The organism is Streptomyces sp. NPDC006309, assembly GCF_040613095.1.
Taxonomy (GTDB): Bacteria; Actinomycetota; Actinomycetes; order Streptomycetales; family Streptomycetaceae; genus Streptomyces.
Genome location: NZ_JBEXRO010000013.1, coordinates 200,136 through 214,467, shown reverse-complemented (window position 1 = coordinate 214,467; position 14,332 = coordinate 200,136). Strand labels below are relative to the sequence as shown.

General features: G+C 71.5%; 11 protein-coding genes and 1 pseudogene. 3 read left to right on the top strand and 9 right to left on the bottom strand.

All coding sequences use genetic code 11. The features are described from left to right. Positions 1–136 precede the first annotated feature (136 nt). The 7 genes from ABZ117_RS19340 to ABZ117_RS19310 all read right to left on the bottom strand — a co-directional run bounded on the left by ABZ117_RS19340 (position 137) and on the right by ABZ117_RS19310 (position 9,170). On the bottom strand, positions 137–520 hold the full coding sequence (locus tag ABZ117_RS19340; protein ID WP_356822272.1) for a hypothetical protein: 384 nt from the start codon (positions 518–520) through the stop codon (positions 137–139). 255 nt (positions 521–775) lie between these two features. Then, positions 776–1,930 (bottom strand): enolase C-terminal domain-like protein, encoded by a 1,155-nt coding sequence (locus ABZ117_RS19335; protein ID WP_356822270.1) that lies wholly within the window; start codon positions 1,928–1,930, stop codon positions 776–778. Continuing rightward, the gene (locus ABZ117_RS19330; RefSeq protein ID WP_356822268.1) at positions 1,927–2,238 is read right to left on the bottom strand and encodes a hypothetical protein; all 312 of its coding nucleotides are present in this window, start codon (positions 2,236–2,238) and stop codon (positions 1,927–1,929) included. The genes ABZ117_RS19335 and ABZ117_RS19330 overlap by 4 nt, the downstream gene beginning before the upstream one ends. Before the next feature lie 292 nt (positions 2,239–2,530). Beyond that, entirely contained in the window at positions 2,531–4,981 is a 2,451-nt protein-coding gene (locus ABZ117_RS19325) for a glycoside hydrolase family 3 C-terminal domain-containing protein (RefSeq protein WP_356822266.1), read from the bottom strand. 120 nt (positions 4,982–5,101) lie between these two features. Then, positions 5,102–6,184 (bottom strand): DUF1996 domain-containing protein, encoded by a 1,083-nt coding sequence (locus tag ABZ117_RS19320; RefSeq protein ID WP_356822264.1) that lies wholly within the window; start codon positions 6,182–6,184, stop codon positions 5,102–5,104. Positions 6,185–6,305: 121 nt separating this feature from the next. Next, positions 6,306–8,486 (bottom strand): discoidin domain-containing protein, encoded by a 2,181-nt coding sequence (locus tag ABZ117_RS19315; RefSeq protein WP_356822262.1) that lies wholly within the window; start codon positions 8,484–8,486, stop codon positions 6,306–6,308. 102 nt (positions 8,487–8,588) lie between these two features. Continuing rightward, complete coding sequence (locus ABZ117_RS19310) at positions 8,589–9,170, bottom strand: discoidin domain-containing protein (RefSeq protein WP_356822260.1); 582 nt, start codon at positions 9,168–9,170, stop codon at positions 8,589–8,591. A 134-nt stretch (positions 9,171–9,304) separates the two neighbouring features. Between ABZ117_RS19310 and ABZ117_RS19305 the strand changes: the two genes are divergently transcribed. The 3 genes from ABZ117_RS19305 (at position 9,305) to ABZ117_RS19295 (ending at position 12,705) form a co-directional block, all read left to right on the top strand. Continuing rightward, a complete protein-coding gene (locus ABZ117_RS19305; RefSeq protein ID WP_356822259.1) occupies positions 9,305–9,988 on the top strand; it encodes a TetR/AcrR family transcriptional regulator in 684 nt (227 codons plus the stop codon). Between the two features lie 108 nt (positions 9,989–10,096). After that, positions 10,097–11,602 carry an MFS transporter gene (locus ABZ117_RS19300; RefSeq protein ID WP_356822257.1) on the top strand — a complete coding sequence of 502 codons (1,506 nt, stop codon included), beginning with the start codon at positions 10,097–10,099 and terminating at the stop codon, positions 11,600–11,602. Between the two features lie 647 nt (positions 11,603–12,249). Beyond that, positions 12,250–12,705: a TerB family tellurite resistance protein gene (locus tag ABZ117_RS19295; protein ID WP_356822255.1), complete on the top strand. Its 456-nt coding sequence runs from the start codon at positions 12,250–12,252 to the stop codon at positions 12,703–12,705. 134 nt (positions 12,706–12,839) lie between these two features. On the opposite strand, the pseudogene ABZ117_RS19290 reads toward ABZ117_RS19295, so the two are convergent. Then, a pseudogene (locus ABZ117_RS19290) lies at positions 12,840–13,090 on the bottom strand (BlaI/MecI/CopY family transcriptional regulator); the annotation flags it as partial. A gap of 61 nt (positions 13,091–13,151) precedes the next feature. Next, the gene (locus tag ABZ117_RS19285) at positions 13,152–14,225 is read right to left on the bottom strand and encodes an LAETG motif-containing sortase-dependent surface protein (protein ID WP_356822253.1); all 1,074 of its coding nucleotides are present in this window, start codon (positions 14,223–14,225) and stop codon (positions 13,152–13,154) included. Positions 14,226–14,332: the final 107 nt, after the last annotated feature.

The following is a 14,332-nucleotide window of genomic DNA, read 5'->3' as shown; positions in this document are numbered from 1 at the left end:
GTCGGGGCGTAGGCGGTGCCGCCGTACGCGCGCCAGGTGCCGGCGGAGAACTGGAGCGGGCGCCGGCGTCAGGACCGTCGCGTGCTCGGCCGGCGCAGCGCGCCGGCCGGACGTTGCGACCCTGGGGCGGGAGTGCCTAGCACTGCGGCAGGACCTTCTGGTCGTTGTGCCAGCCCCAGGAGTCGAGGTTCACGTCGCTCACCCAGACGCCCCGGTTCCCGGTGTCGTCGTCGGTCAGGAGCCAGATGTTGTCCGTGTGGCCGTTGTTGGTGTACATGGCTCCGTAGCCCCAGCAGTAGAAGTAGCTGGTGCCCTTGTACAGCCATCCCGCGTGCGACGAGGTGTTCGCGTCGGGGCTCCAGTGCGTCCACTGGTCGATGACGGTGGTCAGGTTGTAGGTGGAGGCCGATGCGGGCGTGCGCGACACCTGCGGCGCCGCCATCGCCTGGGAGGTGGTGGCCAAGAGCCCCGCCGTCGCCAGGACCGCGAGCATGGCAGCCTTGAGGGAACGTGAACGCATGTTTCTCTCCCCATGTGTGTGCCGCTGAGTGGTGCCGTAGCGGCGCTTCGTCCCGGGCGGTCAATCCCGGTGGACTCAAGGTAGGACCCGTCCGGAAGGACCCACCAACGTTTCGAAGCTCGTCGAAACGTTGGACAGTCCTCAAGGGGGCTTCCTCCAGCGAGGTCAGTTCGCGGGCACGCCGAGCCGGTGGCAGACCACGTGCGGCGACGGCATCGCCCTCGGGTCCCTGCTCTCCTTGTGGGAGCCGCAGGATCAGGTGGTTCGCGTGCCGTGGACGCGGTAGGGCTCGGCGTCCGCCCACTTGACGTCCAGCCCGAGGCCGGGGCGGCCGGTGTCGGGGCACAGCGCACCGCCGTCGGGCGTCGACGTGCCGTCGAACAGCAGGCGTTCCACGCGCACGTGATCGTGGAAGTACTCCAGGTGCCGCAGCCTGCGCACGGCACAGAAGGCGTGGGCGGAGACCGCCGGCGCACAGTGGGCCGACAGGTCCAGATCCTGGGCCGCCGACAGGCCTGCCACCTCCAGCACGCCCGTGATGCCGCCGCACCGGGTCACATCGGCCTGGAGGCAGTCGACGGCGGGACCCACCGTGAGGTTGACGAAGTCCCGCAGGGTGAACGCGTACTCCCCCGCCGCGATCTCCATCCGGTCCGGTCCTCGCTCCCGCAGCATCCGCAGGCCGTCCAGGTCGGCCGAGCTGACGGGTTCCTCGAACCACCGCACGTCCCACTCGTCGTGGAACCGGCGCGCCCAGTACTGCGCCTCCTTGCGGCGGAGCGCCCCGTTGGCGTCGGTGAAGACCTCGGGCCCGTCGCCGATCGCCTGCCGTACGGCCGCGAGGCGCCGCGGATCGCGTTCAGGCTCGCGGGAGGTCTTCAGCTTGACGCGCGGGATGCCCTGCTCGACCCAACCGGTGAGCTGGTCGGCGAGGCGGTCGAGGGGGTAGTTCGTGAAGCCGCCGCTGCCGTACACCGGCACCCGGTCGTGACAGGCCGGAAGAAGGTGGATGAGCGGCAGGCCCAGCAGCTTCGCCTTGAGGTCCCACAGGGCCACGTCGACGGCGGAGACCGCCATGGCCCCGACGCCGGGGCGGCCGGCGTTCCGTATCCGCTGTCCCATGCGCTGCCACAGGCTCGGCGGCGAACAGACGCTCTGTCCCCGCACCACGGGCGCCAGTGCGGAGTCGATGAACGAGGCCACCGACACGTCGCCGTAGGTGTAACCCGTCCCGGTGCGGCCACCGGCGTGCACCTGGACCAGGACCATGGTCGTGGAGTCCCACTCCAGAGTGCCGTCCTGTTCCTTCCCGTCCGGACCGTCGGTCGGCACCGTGAAGGCGTGCACGTCGACCGCGTCGACGGCGAGCGGACCCAGCTCCGGTCCGGCTCCCGCGCTGTCGCCGCTCACGAGTGCCGTCCCGGCGGCTGTTCGGCGGTCTCGGTCGGCTTCTGGCTCGCTCCCCTGGCGGCGATGCCCGCACGTTCCGGGTCGTGCACGGCCGCCTTGGCGGCCTTCTCGCCCTGCGCACCCACGATGTGCGGTGGGATGGGTGCGATCTCGTTGCCGGCCTTGCACGCCAGCACCACCGGCACCTCGGAGGCCAGGGCCTCCCCCCACGCCTTCCCCACGTTGTTCGGCTTGTCGCAGTAGCTGCCCTTCAGGCCCGGGATCTGGGCGTACTCGGCGTACGGCACGTCGGGAAGCTCGCTGGTCATGTGTCGCCTCCTGTCGCGGCCGGCTCTCCGGTACCCCGGCGCCGGGACATCGCGGTGTCAACGCGCGCCTGCGCGAACCGGGGATGTCCGGGCCGTCGGGCAGCACGAGATCTCGGTCCCATGGGCCTCCCGCAACCTGGGCCGACCGGTCCTCGCCCGGGTAGCCCGGCGCCGCGGCGGCAAACGGAGGCGGCCCTCTCCGGCACGGCACGCGTGGTGTCCGCCGTGCCGCGCCCACTGCCGGGCCGGCGCGACGGGCGGGGCGCCCTCCTCGGACGCCCCGCCCACCCGTTCACGGTGCTTCGGTGACCGTCAGCGGCGTCTCCCCCCGCAGATCCCCCGCCGAGCGTCCGGCCATGAGCCGGTACGTCCCGGTCTCCGTACGCCAGACGCCGTCCGCCTGCGACCAGTGCCGCAGGGCGCGGGCCGGCACGACCACCTCGGCGGTCGCCGTCCCGCCCGGTTCGGCGCGTACCGCGGCGTAGCCGGCGAACCAGCGCTCCGGTCGCTCCACGGCGGAGTCGGGGCGCGCCAGGTAGACCTGGACCACCTCGCGTCCCGGCCGCGGCCCGGTGTTGCGCACCCCGACCCGGACCGTGAACGGGGAGCCCGCGGGGACCCGCGCCGGCGCGTCCACGCTCTCGTACTCCCACGTGGTGTACCCGAGGCCGTGACCGAACCAGTACGCGGGCGTGCGCCCGGAGCGCAGCCAGGCCCGGTATCCGATGTGCAGCCCCTCGGCGTAGTCCAGCCGGCCACCGGCCGGCCGGGTGTCGGTGACGGGCGCGTCCGCCAGGGACGCCGCCCAGGTGGTGGGCAGCCGGCCTCCGGGCTCCACACGGCCGAAGAGGACGTCGGCGATGCCCCCGCCCGCCTCCTGCCCGGGGAACCAGGTGAGCAGCAGGGCCCCCACCTCCTCGCGCCACGGCAGCTCGACAGGGCCTCCGCTGTTGACGACGACGATCGTGCGCGGGTTGGCCGCGGCCACGGCGCGCACGAGTTCGTCCTGCCGGCCGCCGAGGGACAGGCCGGTGCGGTCATGGCCCTCGGTCTCGCTGTGCTCGGTGGTGCCGACGAACACCACCGCCGCGTCCGCCTTCCGGGCGGCGTCGACCGCGGTGGCGAGCGCCGCCTGCGGGTCCTCCTCGGGCGGGGCGGCGGCGAGGACCGTGGCCCGTCCGGTGCCGTCCGCGAGTTCGCGCCTGGCGACGAGGCGCACGGGCCGCTTCGACAAGAGGGTGGCACGGACGGTGTGCAGGGGCGGGGTGACGTGCACGACCGCCGGGTCGTCGATCCGGCAGGGGAAGTCGCCGCGCAGCAGCACCCGTTCGTCGAGGCTCAGCGTCATCCGGCCGAACCCACCGACGCCGAGGGCCCATTCACCGGCGTTCCCGGGCCGCAGCAGCGCACTGATCTCCACGGTGTGCGCGCCGGGGACGAGCGTGGGCTCCAACTGGCGCCCGGAAAGGCGGTGTTCGGCGTGCAGTTCCCGGCCCTGCTCGTCCAGCAGCCGCACCAGCACCCCGGGGGCGCCCGACCTGGGGTCCGTGCACCGGTCCGCGTCGACGGGCGCCGGGGGAAGGCCGAGCGACGGACCGGGCAGGTGGAGCACCCGGGCCCGGCCGCGCAGCCGGGTGCGGATCCCGTCGAGCGGGGTGACCACGCCCGAGGGATGGACGCCGGCGCTGCCGCCGCCCTGGACGCGGGGCGTCGCCGCGTGCGCTCCGATCACGGCGACCGTCGACAGCGCGGCCGGATCCAGCGGCAGGACCTCGTCGGCGTTGCGCACCAGCACGCAGCCGGCCGCGACGGCACGACGCAGCAGCGTACGGGGGTCGCGCACGGGTGTCGCCGGCGGCCGGCCGGGCGAGCCGGGGCCGAGGGCGCCCACGCGGTGCGCGAGCCGGAGCAGGCGCCGTACCTTGTCGTCGACGCTCTTCTCGGGCACCCGGCCGCCCGCCACCGCGTCGGCCAGGGACTCCGCCCACGGGCTGTGCGGGCCGGGCATCGCGAGGTCGAGCGCGGCGCGGGCCGGTTCCTCCGCCGTCCGCACCGCGGCCCAGTCGGAGACGGCGACCCCGTCGAAACCCCACGCGTCCTTGAGGACGTCCCCGAGCAGCCGACTGGCGGTCATGGTCGTGCCGTTGACGCTGTTGTAGGCGGCCATGACGAGCCACACCCCGGCTTCGACGGCGGCCTCGAACGGCGCGAGATACACCTCGCGCAGCACCCGCTCGCCGACCCGGACGTCGACCGTGAGCCGGTCCGTCTCCGAGTCGTTGGCGACGAAGTGCTTGGCCGTGGCCGCGATTCCGTGCGCCTGGACGCCGCGGATCAGCGCGGCGCCGGTGCGCCCGGCCAGTTCCGGGTCCTCCGAGAAGCACTCGAAGTGCCGGCCGCCCAGCGGGCTGCGGTGCAGGTTGAGCGTGGGAGCGAGGACGACGTCCACCCCCTTGCGGACGGCCTCGGTGGCGAGCAGCCTGCCCAGGTCCGTCAGCAGTTCCTCGTCCCACAGCGCGCCGAGGGCCGAGGCCGAGGGCAGGAGCGTGGAGGTGAGCCGCTCGTCCCAGCCCTCACCGCGCACACCCGCCGGCCCGTCGGACAGGACGATCTGCCTGAGCCCGATGTCCGGCTCCGCCTCGGTGCGCCAGGTCGTGGCGCCGGTGAGCAGCCGCACCTTCTGCGCCGGGCTCAGCTTGTCGATCAGCCGGCCGATCATGTCGTCGTCGACGTCGTCGTTCATCCCCACCCCATGATGTGACGGTGAAGGCCGTCTCCCGCCGGGGGGAGACGGCCGAGGGCCCGGCCTGTCCCCGCGCGGTGCGCACGGGGACAGGCCGGGCCGAGCGGAACGGGCCGCCGGTCAGGGCAGCCGGTAGTCCTGGTTCAGGGCCGCGCCCGCCTCCGGGTGCGTCTGGTCGTACCCGCGGGCGTCGCACTGGAGGCCGCCCACGATGCAGTGGTCGACCATGGCCTTGAGCGTGCGCTCCTCCCAGCCGTTGAAGAAGTCGTAGTGGAAGGAGTAGCCGCGGCCGCTGGCCAGGTGCACCTGCGACATGTCGCCGTTGACCGGGAACGCCATCTTGAACTCGATCATCGGCACGGCGACCGGGTGGTCGGCGGGGCACATGTTGTCGTTGGTGCCGGGCTTGACGACCGGGTAGGCCATGTGGCTGTGGTGGTCCGGTGTGTCGAGGTACTTTCCGTCCCAGCAACTGGGGGCCTGGAAACGGATGTTGAGCTGGACGTCGGCCCGGTTGGGGCAGGTCGCGGGGAAGTCGGTGTTGAAGTAGCTGTCACCGCACTCCCAGCCCTCGACGAAGCCCTTGAGGTGGCGGAACTCGTCGGCGCTCTGCATCGGGCTGCCCACGACGAACCGCAGCCCCCTGGGGAAGGGCCGCACGCTGGTGTAGTCGGTGACGCCGGCCTTGTAGTAGATGGTCTGCGGACCGGCGGGGAGGATCTTCTGGTCGCCCCTGAACAGCGAGGGCATCCAGTACGCGGAGGCGTCGGCGGGCGCCTTGCACGTGGTGGCGCCGCCGTACAGCGAAGCCGTGGTGCTGTTGGCGTTCGTCGAGGTGTTGCCCATGAAGGTGTGGTCGTGGGACTTGCCGGGCTGGCCCGGGTAGACGATCGGGTCGTCGGGGGCGGTGTGCGTGACCGAGCAGTTCGCCTGGAACTCGTGGAAGTAGCGCGGCGGCGGAGTGGCCGTGGACGGCGTGACACCGGTGACCTGCGGGACGGCCGGTATGTAGCCGTCGCCGTCCGGGTCGTCGGCGGACGCCTGGGTGGACACGGCCATCGTGTGCCCGGTGCGGGCGACGGCCGCGGTTGCCGTGCCGCCGGTGTCTGTGGCGGCGGAGGCGATGGTGCCCACGCCGAGGACGCCGGCGAGCAGTGCGGTGCCGAGGAGGAGTGCGGGGAGTCGTTTCGGACTCGATCTCATGGGGGTCTCCTGCCCATGGGGGGTGGGAAGGGCGCCCGCGCACGCGGGTGTGCGTCGCGCGGGTGGTGCGGTGGTGGCGGAACCGGTGCGGGTGCCGCCGCCGTCGTCCGGGGCACAGCCGTCAGCTGTAGATCCCCAGCTCGTGCAGGGAGTAGCCGTAACTCGTGCCGCGCGCCGTCAGCTGTAGGCGCACGTAGCGGGCGGTGGCCGAGACGTCGAGGGTGTCGACGTCACCGTCGCCGGCGGTCGTGGAGTACACCGGACGCCAGTTGCTGCCGTCGTCGGAGACCTGCACCTCGTAGGACTTGGCGTAGGCCGGGTCCCAGACGAGCTGGAGCTTGCGCAGGGCCTTGGAGGCTCCGAGGTCCACCTGGAACCACTGCGGGTCGCTCCAGTCGCTGGCCCAGCGGGTCTCGGAGCGGCCGTCGACGGCCAGTGCCGGGGTGCAGGGGCAGTCGCCGTAGGACTGCTGGGAGGAGGACGCGGTCGCGGGCCGGTTCAGCGCCAGGTCGGTGCCGGCCACCGGCGGGGCGACGACCTTGACGGACCTGGTCTCGATGCCGGCGTTGCCGTGGCCGTCCTCGGCCTGGACGTAGACCTTCCACACGCCGAGCTTCTGGGGTGCGGTGACGGCGAAGTTGCCGTTGCCGGTCGAGCGCCACTGCGCCTCGACGAGCCGCTTGTCGCCGCTCGCGTAGTTGCCGCTGAGGAAGACCTTGTACGTGATGGGATCGCCGTCGGGGTCGCGGACGTCGGCGTGCACGGTGAACTCACCGCCGGCCGGCGCCGAGGAGGCGGGGGTGACGGTCATGTTGCTGATGACCGGGGGCGTGTTGTCGCCGGCCGTGGAGCCGGTGTACGCCTTCTTGACCGCGTAGTACGACAGCCGCTTCAGCCCGTCGGGCACGAGGTTGAACCAGACGCCGCCGAAGTCGTGTTCGGTGCCGTAGTGGAAGAGGGTGGCGCCCAGGGCCACGCCCTGGTGGCCGGTGACGCAGTTCCATGCCTTGGTGTAGCCGTCCGCCTTCTGCACGTCGGTCGGCTCGTCGGGGATGCCGTTGGCGTCGTCGGGCACCTCCCACTCGCCGGCCGGACCGGTCTCGGTGATGATGTAGGGCTTGGTGTAGCCGCCGTCGGTCCAGTCCTGGCGGACCTTGCACACGTTGTTGTAGGAGTTCATCGCGTACAGGTCGAGATCGGGCGCGTTGCGCTTGTAGTACGGCCAGGCGCCGGTCCACGCGTCGGTGGAGGTGACCGGGTGGTCGGGGTCGATGCTGTGGATCTTCTTGGCGACGTCGTTGACGAAGCTGGTGTAGGCGTTGCGCTGGGTCTCCAGTTCGCTGCCGCTGTAGCAGTTCTGGAGTCCGAGGACCGACTCGTTGCCGACGTTCCACATCAGCGTCGCCGGATGGCTCTTGTAGGCCTCCACCCACTTGGCGAACTCGGTGAGCGAGTTGTTCTTGTACGTCGTGTCGGTCACGTAATTCACGCATCCGCCGGCGCCCGGGCCGCCGCCCGGCTGGAGCCAGAAACCGTTGATGACGCGGATCCCGTTGGCCGCCGCGGCGTCCAGGAGCGTCTTGCTCGATGCGTCGGTGCCCCAGGTGCGGATCGTGTTGGCCCCCATGGCCTTGACGTCCGGCAGGTACTTGGCGCCGTCGGAGACCGCCGGCCCCCAGGTGACGCCCTTGACGGTGTACGGCTGGCCGCCCGCGGTCAGGCGCCAGTTGCCCTGGGTGCCCTCGACCTTGACGGCGCCGCCCGGGGCCGGCGGCGGGGTGGTGCCGCCGGCGGAACCGTAGACCTGGAACTCCCACAGCGAGTACCCGTATCCACCGGACCGGGCCAGGCCCTGCATGCGGACGTAGCGGCCGGTTCCGGAGACGGTGAGGTCGTCGGTGCCGCCGTCGCCGCCGGTCACCGTCTTCAGGGTGCGCCAGTCGGTTCCGTTGTCGGATGCCTGGATCTCGTAGTCCTTGCCGTAGGCCGATTCCCAGGTCAGGACGGTACGGCTGAGGTTCGAGATCTGGCCCAGGTCGACCTGGAGCCACTGCTGGTCGCTCCACTGGCTGGCCCACCGGGTGCCGGTCAGGTCGCCGTCCACCGCGGCGGCGGCCGAGTAGCCGGCTCCTTCCTGCGAGGAGGCGGTGGCGGTCTTGCCCTGGGACAGCAGGGCGTCGGCCGCGTGCGCGCTCGGGGCGAGGGCGACGGTGAGCGAGGACACGAGGAGTGCGCCGAGCGCGAGAAGGGACACGCCGGCGCGGCGTGGGAGGGGGGTGATCGTTATAGGTGGTCTGGACACTGATGCTCCTGACGGGTCGGTGCGGTGCGGGTGCGGTCCCTCCGGGCCGGTGTGCGGGGCGGGCTCGGCCGGCCCGGAGGGAGTGGGTGCACGGGGCCGCGCTCAGGACGGCGCGGCCCCGGGGCGCGGGATCAGGGTGTGGAGACGACGGTGGACGGGAGCGTCGAGGTGCCCGGCGCCGGGCGTCGTGGAGTACGCCGTGTCGCAGTTGGTGCCGTCGGTGGAGAGCGCGATCCGGCAGGCCTTGGCGTAGTCGGCCTCCCAGCGCGGCAGCACCTGGCTGACGGAGGTCGCGGCGCCGAGGTCGATCCGGACCCACTGGGGGTCGGAGGCGGCGCTCGACCACCGCCTGTCGCGGTTCCCGTCCACGGCGCTCGACCACCGCCTGTCGCGCTTCCCGTCCACGGCGTCGGAGGCCGGTGTCCCGTGGTTCTCCTGACTGGACGCCGGCACGGGCTTGCCCTGCGACAGCAGTACGGGAGCGGCCTGTGCGGCAGCGGCCGGCACACGTACGGACAGAGTGCCGACGGGTGCGGTGAGCAGCGCACCCGCGGTGGCGCCTGCCACTCGGGCGGGGCGTCCTGTTCGTGGCGGTGTCACCAGCCTTGCACCGAGAGCGGACACGAAGTCGTCTCCTAGAGCGAAGTCGGAGGGAACGGGCGGGAGAGCGCTCTCCGGAACCATGCCTGGCCCTCACGACTCGGTCAAGAAGGTGAACCGGCTTTTCTTTAGCCTTCACTTAAGTCGACTAGTCGTCCGGTGGTATACGGTACGGTCTAGTTCCGGAACGGATGCGTACCGCATTGAGGAGGTGTCTCGTGGGTCATCCCCCCGAGCCGAGTGCCGTCGGCGCCGCGGAGCAGAAGGCGGATCGCCGCCCTGTAGGCCGGCGCCGGGACCCGTCACGGGACGACGAGCTGTGCCGGGCGGCCCTTGAGCTGCTGGCCGAGATCGGCTACGAGCGGCTGTCGGTCGACGCGGTGGCGACTCGTGCGCACGCCGGCAAGGGCGCGGTGTACCGACGGTGGTCCGGCAAGGCCGAACTCGTGGTCGAGGCCGTCAGCCGCCTCAAGGGCCCGCTGGTCGAACCGGACACGGGCTCCCTGCGCGGCGACCTGGAGGCGATCGCCTGCGCGTTCGGTGCGGGCGGCGACGCCTTCGAGACCAAGGTGATGGTCGGACTCGTCTCCGCGGTCGTACAGGACACCGGATTGCGCGACGTGTTCGTCGAGCACTTCGAAAGGTCGCGCCGACGGGTGTTCGAGGCGGTCTTCCGGCGGGCGGTCGAGCGCGGGGAGGTCGCCCCGCAGCGCGACATCGAGTTGCTGGCCGGGCTGTTTCCCGCCCTGATCTTCCAGCGGGTGCTTCTCAGCGGTATGCCTGCCGACTCCGCGTTCGCCGGACGTGTGATCCAGGAAGTCATACTGCCCCTGGCCACGGCCCCGTTCCCGCCGGCGGCCCCGGACGCCCGCCCTCACTCGGCGGACCGGATCGCACCGTGACCAGTACGGCCTCCGCGGCCGGGCCGGCCCCCGTCGGGGCGGCACCCGTTCTCTCCGGGCTGTCGCCCCGGCCCCTTCCCTTCTTCGATTCGATAGGTGATCGCTCTCATGTCGTCTCCGACACCACACCTTGATCCCCGGCGCTGGAAGGCGCTGATATTCATCTGCCTGGCGCAGTTGATGGTCGTGCTCGACGGCACCATCGTGAACATCGCGCTGCCTTCGGCGCAGCGCGCCTTGCACTTCTCCGACGGCAACCGCCAGTGGGTGGTGACCGCGTACGCGCTGACGTTCGGCGGTCTGCTGCTCTTCGGCGGGCGGATCGCGGACAAGTGGGGCCGCAGGCGGGCCTTCCTGACCGGACTGACCGGCTTCGCGCTGGCGTCCGCACTGGGCGGCGCCGCACTGAACACCGGAATGCTCCTGGGCGCGCGTGCGCTGCAAGGCGCGTTCGGCGCGTTGCTCGCGCCCGCTGCCATGTCGCTGCTCACGGTGATGTTCACCGAGGGCAAGGAGCGCGCCAAGGCATTCGGGATCTACGGCGCCATCTCGGGCGGTGGCGCGGCGGTCGGTCTGCTCCTGGGCGGAGTGCTCACCGAGTACGCGAACTGGCGCTGGACCCTCCTCGTCAACATCTTCTTCGCGGCGGTGGCGATCACCGGCACAGTGATGGAGGTGCGGGAGCCGGCCGGTGCCCGCAACCGGGACCGCCTCGACCTGCCGGGAGTACTCCTGGCCTCCGGTGGCCTGGCCGCGCTGGTGTACGCGTTCAGCCGCGCCGAGAGCGACGGGTGGGGGTCCACGACGACGGGAGGCCTGTTCGCCGCGGCCGCCGTGCTGCTGGCCCTGTTCGTCGTCGTCCAGTCACGGGTCGAGGCACCACTGCTTCCCCTGCGGGTGGTCCTCGACCGTAACCGCGGCGGCGCCTACCTGTCCCTGGGGATGGCAGTCGTCGGCATGTTCGGGTTGTTCCTGTTCCTGACCTACTACCTCCAGGTGGTGCTGGACTACAGTCCCGTGATCTCCGGGGTCGCGTTCCTGCCGATGGTGGTCGGCATGATGACCGGCTCCACCCAGATCGGCGCCCGTCTGATGACGAGGGTCGCCCCGCGCTTCCTGATGGGCCCCGGTTTCCTGCTCGCCTCGGGCGCGCTCGTGATCCTGGCCCAGATCAAGGTGGACAGCTCGTACGCGACCGTGCTGCTGCCGGGTCTGTTCCTGATGGGCCTGGGCATGGGCACCGCCTTCATGCCCGCCATGAGCCTGGCCACGCGCGGCGTGAAGCCCCGCGACGCAGGCATCGCCTCCGCCATGGTCAACACGTCCCAGCAGATCGGCGGCGCGATCGGCACCGCCCTGCTGTCCACCCTCGCCACCAGCGCCACCCACGACTACGCCACCAGCCATGCCCGCGGCGCCACCACCCCCGCAGCCGGACACCTGCTCCGGCTCCAGGCCATGGTCCACGGCTTCTCCACAGCCATCTGGTGGGCCGCCGGCATCCTCGCCCTGGCCGCGGCCACCGCCTTCACGCTCATCAACACCGGCCACCAGGGCAGGAACAGCCACAGCGACGACCCCGACAAGGTGTCGGTGCCGAGCATGGCCCACTGACGCCGCGCTCTGACGCCGCGCTCCGGAGCCGGGCCGTCCTGCCGGGTGGGCCGGCCTCCTCGCGGGGCCGGTGCCCGGCCACCGCCTCCCGGGCTGCACCGCACGGGGACCACGTGTCCCCGTGCTGTCCCGCTGAGTCCGACGGGACGCCGCGCCCTGGGTCCCAGGCCGGTACCGTGCGACCGACGGTCGCGCCCTGCTGCACCGGGTCGATCCCCGATGCGGCCGCGCCGGAACGACATCAGGCTCGTCGAGCGGAATGACCAGCGGTCGGCCGAGTTTGCGGCCGCGCCCCGTGTAGGGCTGGTGGCCGGTGACGTCTGCCAGGCATGGAGATCCACGCGGCCTCGCAGGAGCCGGGGTCCGGCACGGGTACCGCCGGCCCGACGGGCGCCGTCGGGCCGGCGGGTGGTGTCGTCGGTGGCGTGATGGCGGGTGAAGTCTTCGACGCGGTCGGAGACTTCTTCGGAAGCGACGATGAAGACGGGGCTGAGCCGGAACATCGAGGGGCCGTCGTTCGTAGACAGGAGGGGGAGGAGCCCTGGCTCAATGCCCCTTCCTGATGGTTTCTGCGTTGTTGTACGAGATTGTGCCGCTCCGGCCGCTCCCCCGGCCGGGCACACCTCACAACCCTTATGGAGTGCTCAATGGCCCTGTGGGACCGCTTCAAGGAGTCCGCATCGACGATGCAGACCCAGCTCGTGGCGAGGAAGAACGACCTGAAGAGCGGCGCCTTCCGCGACGCGAGCATGGCGATGTGCGCGCTGGTCGCAGCGGCCGACGGCACCATCGATCCATCCGAGCGGCAGCGTGTGGCCCAGCTGATCGCCACCAATGAGGTGCTCCAGAACTTCCTCGCGGACGACTTGCGGCGCCGTTTCGAGGACAACCTCAATAAGCTGACCGCTGACTTCGCCTTCGGCAAGGTCAGCGTGCTACAGGAGATCGCCAAGGCGAAGAAGAAGCCGGCCGAGGCCCGCGCTGTCATCCAGATCGGCATCGTCATCGGCGGCGCCGACGGCGACTTCGACAAGACCGAGCAGGCCGTGGTCCGCGAAGCCTGCTTCACGCTCGACCTGCCGCCGCACGAGTTCGACCTCTGACCGACCCCTGCCTTGGGATGCCGGGCCGGCGCGAACGACGTCCGGCCCGGCGAGCCCGTTGTGTCTGTCGGGCAGTTGGGCCGTGCCGGCCACCATGTGCGGCGCCGGATCACGGTGCTGCGCCCGAGGAGGCGTCAGGCCTCTCCTTCGTTGCGGGGCAGGCTCAGCAGTTCGCGTACCAGCCGTTCGTCGTCGGGGCCGAGGCCGGTGACGAAGCTGGTCAGCACGGCCGCTCTGGCCCGCTCAGCGTCCAGCACCCTGTGCATCCTGCGGGCGGCCTGGGCCTGTTGGTCGCCGCCGGGGTCAAGGCGAAGGAGCGGCCAGCCCGTTCCCGGGTGACCGCGCCGTCGGCCGGCAGCCGGGGCAGGATCGTGATCACCGTCGTACAGCACCGTCGTACAGGCGAGACCGCTGCCCAGGCGCTCCCGCCCGCAGCATGCCGTCGGTCAGACGGCGGTACCGGAGCCGGAGGCCCTGCGGCGGCGCACGAGGAACACCGCGCCCGCGCCGACCGCGACCGCGGCGCCGCCCGTGAGGGCGATGGCCGGGAGAGCGGAGTTCGAGCCGGTCTGGGCGAGGTGGCCCTGGGGCTCGATCTTGTTGTCACCCGCGGGCTTCCGCGGCAGCGGCTTGTTGCCGCCCTGCGGCTTGGCGTCGCCGGGCTCGCTGGGGGCGGAGCCGGCCTTGAGGATGTCGAACTCGTAGAAGCTGTCGTCGCCGGAGAAGACGCAGTTGCCCGCGTCGTCGGCGTACATGCCGATGCTGATCGCGTAACCGAGGCCGGCCGGGGCGGTCTTGTCCACGGCCAGGCGCAGGTCGATGGAGAAGGACTCCTTGGCCTTGACATCGGTGTAACCCAGGTAACCGGCGCCCTCGTCGTTCTCGTCCAGGGAGATGTCGACCCACTTGCGGGAGGACGGGTCCTTGTACTGGAGGACGAGGTGAGTGGTGTCGACGAAGTAGTTCTTCTCGTCCATCTGGGCGGTGAACACGCCGAGGTCGACGCGCTGGTAGGCGTGAGGGCCGCTGTTGCTGACGTTCAGCTCGAAGCCGTGGAAGCCACTGCCCGCCACGATCTTCGACGGCAGGCCGGAGAGGGTGGTGTGCAGATCGTTGTCGGTCTTCGGCTCGTCACTGTCGGCGCACTCGGTGGGGAACCCGGAGGGAGAGGCCGAGGCCGAGGGGGAGGTTGAGGGGGAACCCGATGTCGAGGGGGAGGCCGATATCGAGGCCGAAGCGTTGGGTGTGGCCGTCTCGGAAGCGGTCGGGCTGGACGTGCCGGTCCCCGGGGTGTCGCCCGTCGCGGGCGTGGACTCCTCCCCGGCCGGGGTCGTCTCGTCGGTGGCCGGGGTGGTGTCGTCGGCCGCCGGCGTGGACTCCTCCTCGGTCGGGGTCGTCTCGGTGACGGTGGGCGACGCGCTGTTGTCATCCGACGCGTAGGCGACCGGGGCCGCCAGCAGGACAACCGGGGCGATGGCGGCTGTCGCGGCGGCGAGGGCCAGGGAACGGCGAAGCTTCATACGAACCTCAGGGGCAGAAGTGACCAATGTGCTCGCACACATGACCCACGGACACCCCGAAGAGTTGCCCGGGCCTCACACGATCCTTATGTGACATGGATCATGCG

Excerpts from the sequence above, each read along its gene's own strand:
- ABZ117_RS19295 (WP_356822255.1), top strand. The coding sequence starts at position 12,250 with ATGGCCCTGTGGGACCGCTTCAAGGAGTCCGCATCGACGATGCAGACC.
- ABZ117_RS19340 (WP_356822272.1), bottom strand. The coding sequence starts at position 520 with ATGCGTTCACGTTCCCTCAAGGCTGCCATGCTCGCGGTCCTGGCGACG.
- ABZ117_RS19320 (WP_356822264.1), bottom strand. The coding sequence starts at position 6,184 with ATGAGATCGAGTCCGAAACGACTCCCCGCACTCCTCCTCGGCACCGCA.
- ABZ117_RS19325 (WP_356822266.1), bottom strand. The coding sequence starts at position 4,981 with ATGAACGACGACGTCGACGACGACATGATCGGCCGGCTGATCGACAAG.
- ABZ117_RS19310 (WP_356822260.1), bottom strand. The coding sequence starts at position 9,170 with ATGGTTCCGGAGAGCGCTCTCCCGCCCGTTCCCTCCGACTTCGCTCTA.
- ABZ117_RS19330 (WP_356822268.1), bottom strand. The coding sequence starts at position 2,238 with ATGACCAGCGAGCTTCCCGACGTGCCGTACGCCGAGTACGCCCAGATC.
- ABZ117_RS19285 (WP_356822253.1), bottom strand. The coding sequence starts at position 14,225 with ATGAAGCTTCGCCGTTCCCTGGCCCTCGCCGCCGCGACAGCCGCCATC.
- ABZ117_RS19300 (WP_356822257.1), top strand. The coding sequence starts at position 10,097 with ATGTCGTCTCCGACACCACACCTTGATCCCCGGCGCTGGAAGGCGCTG.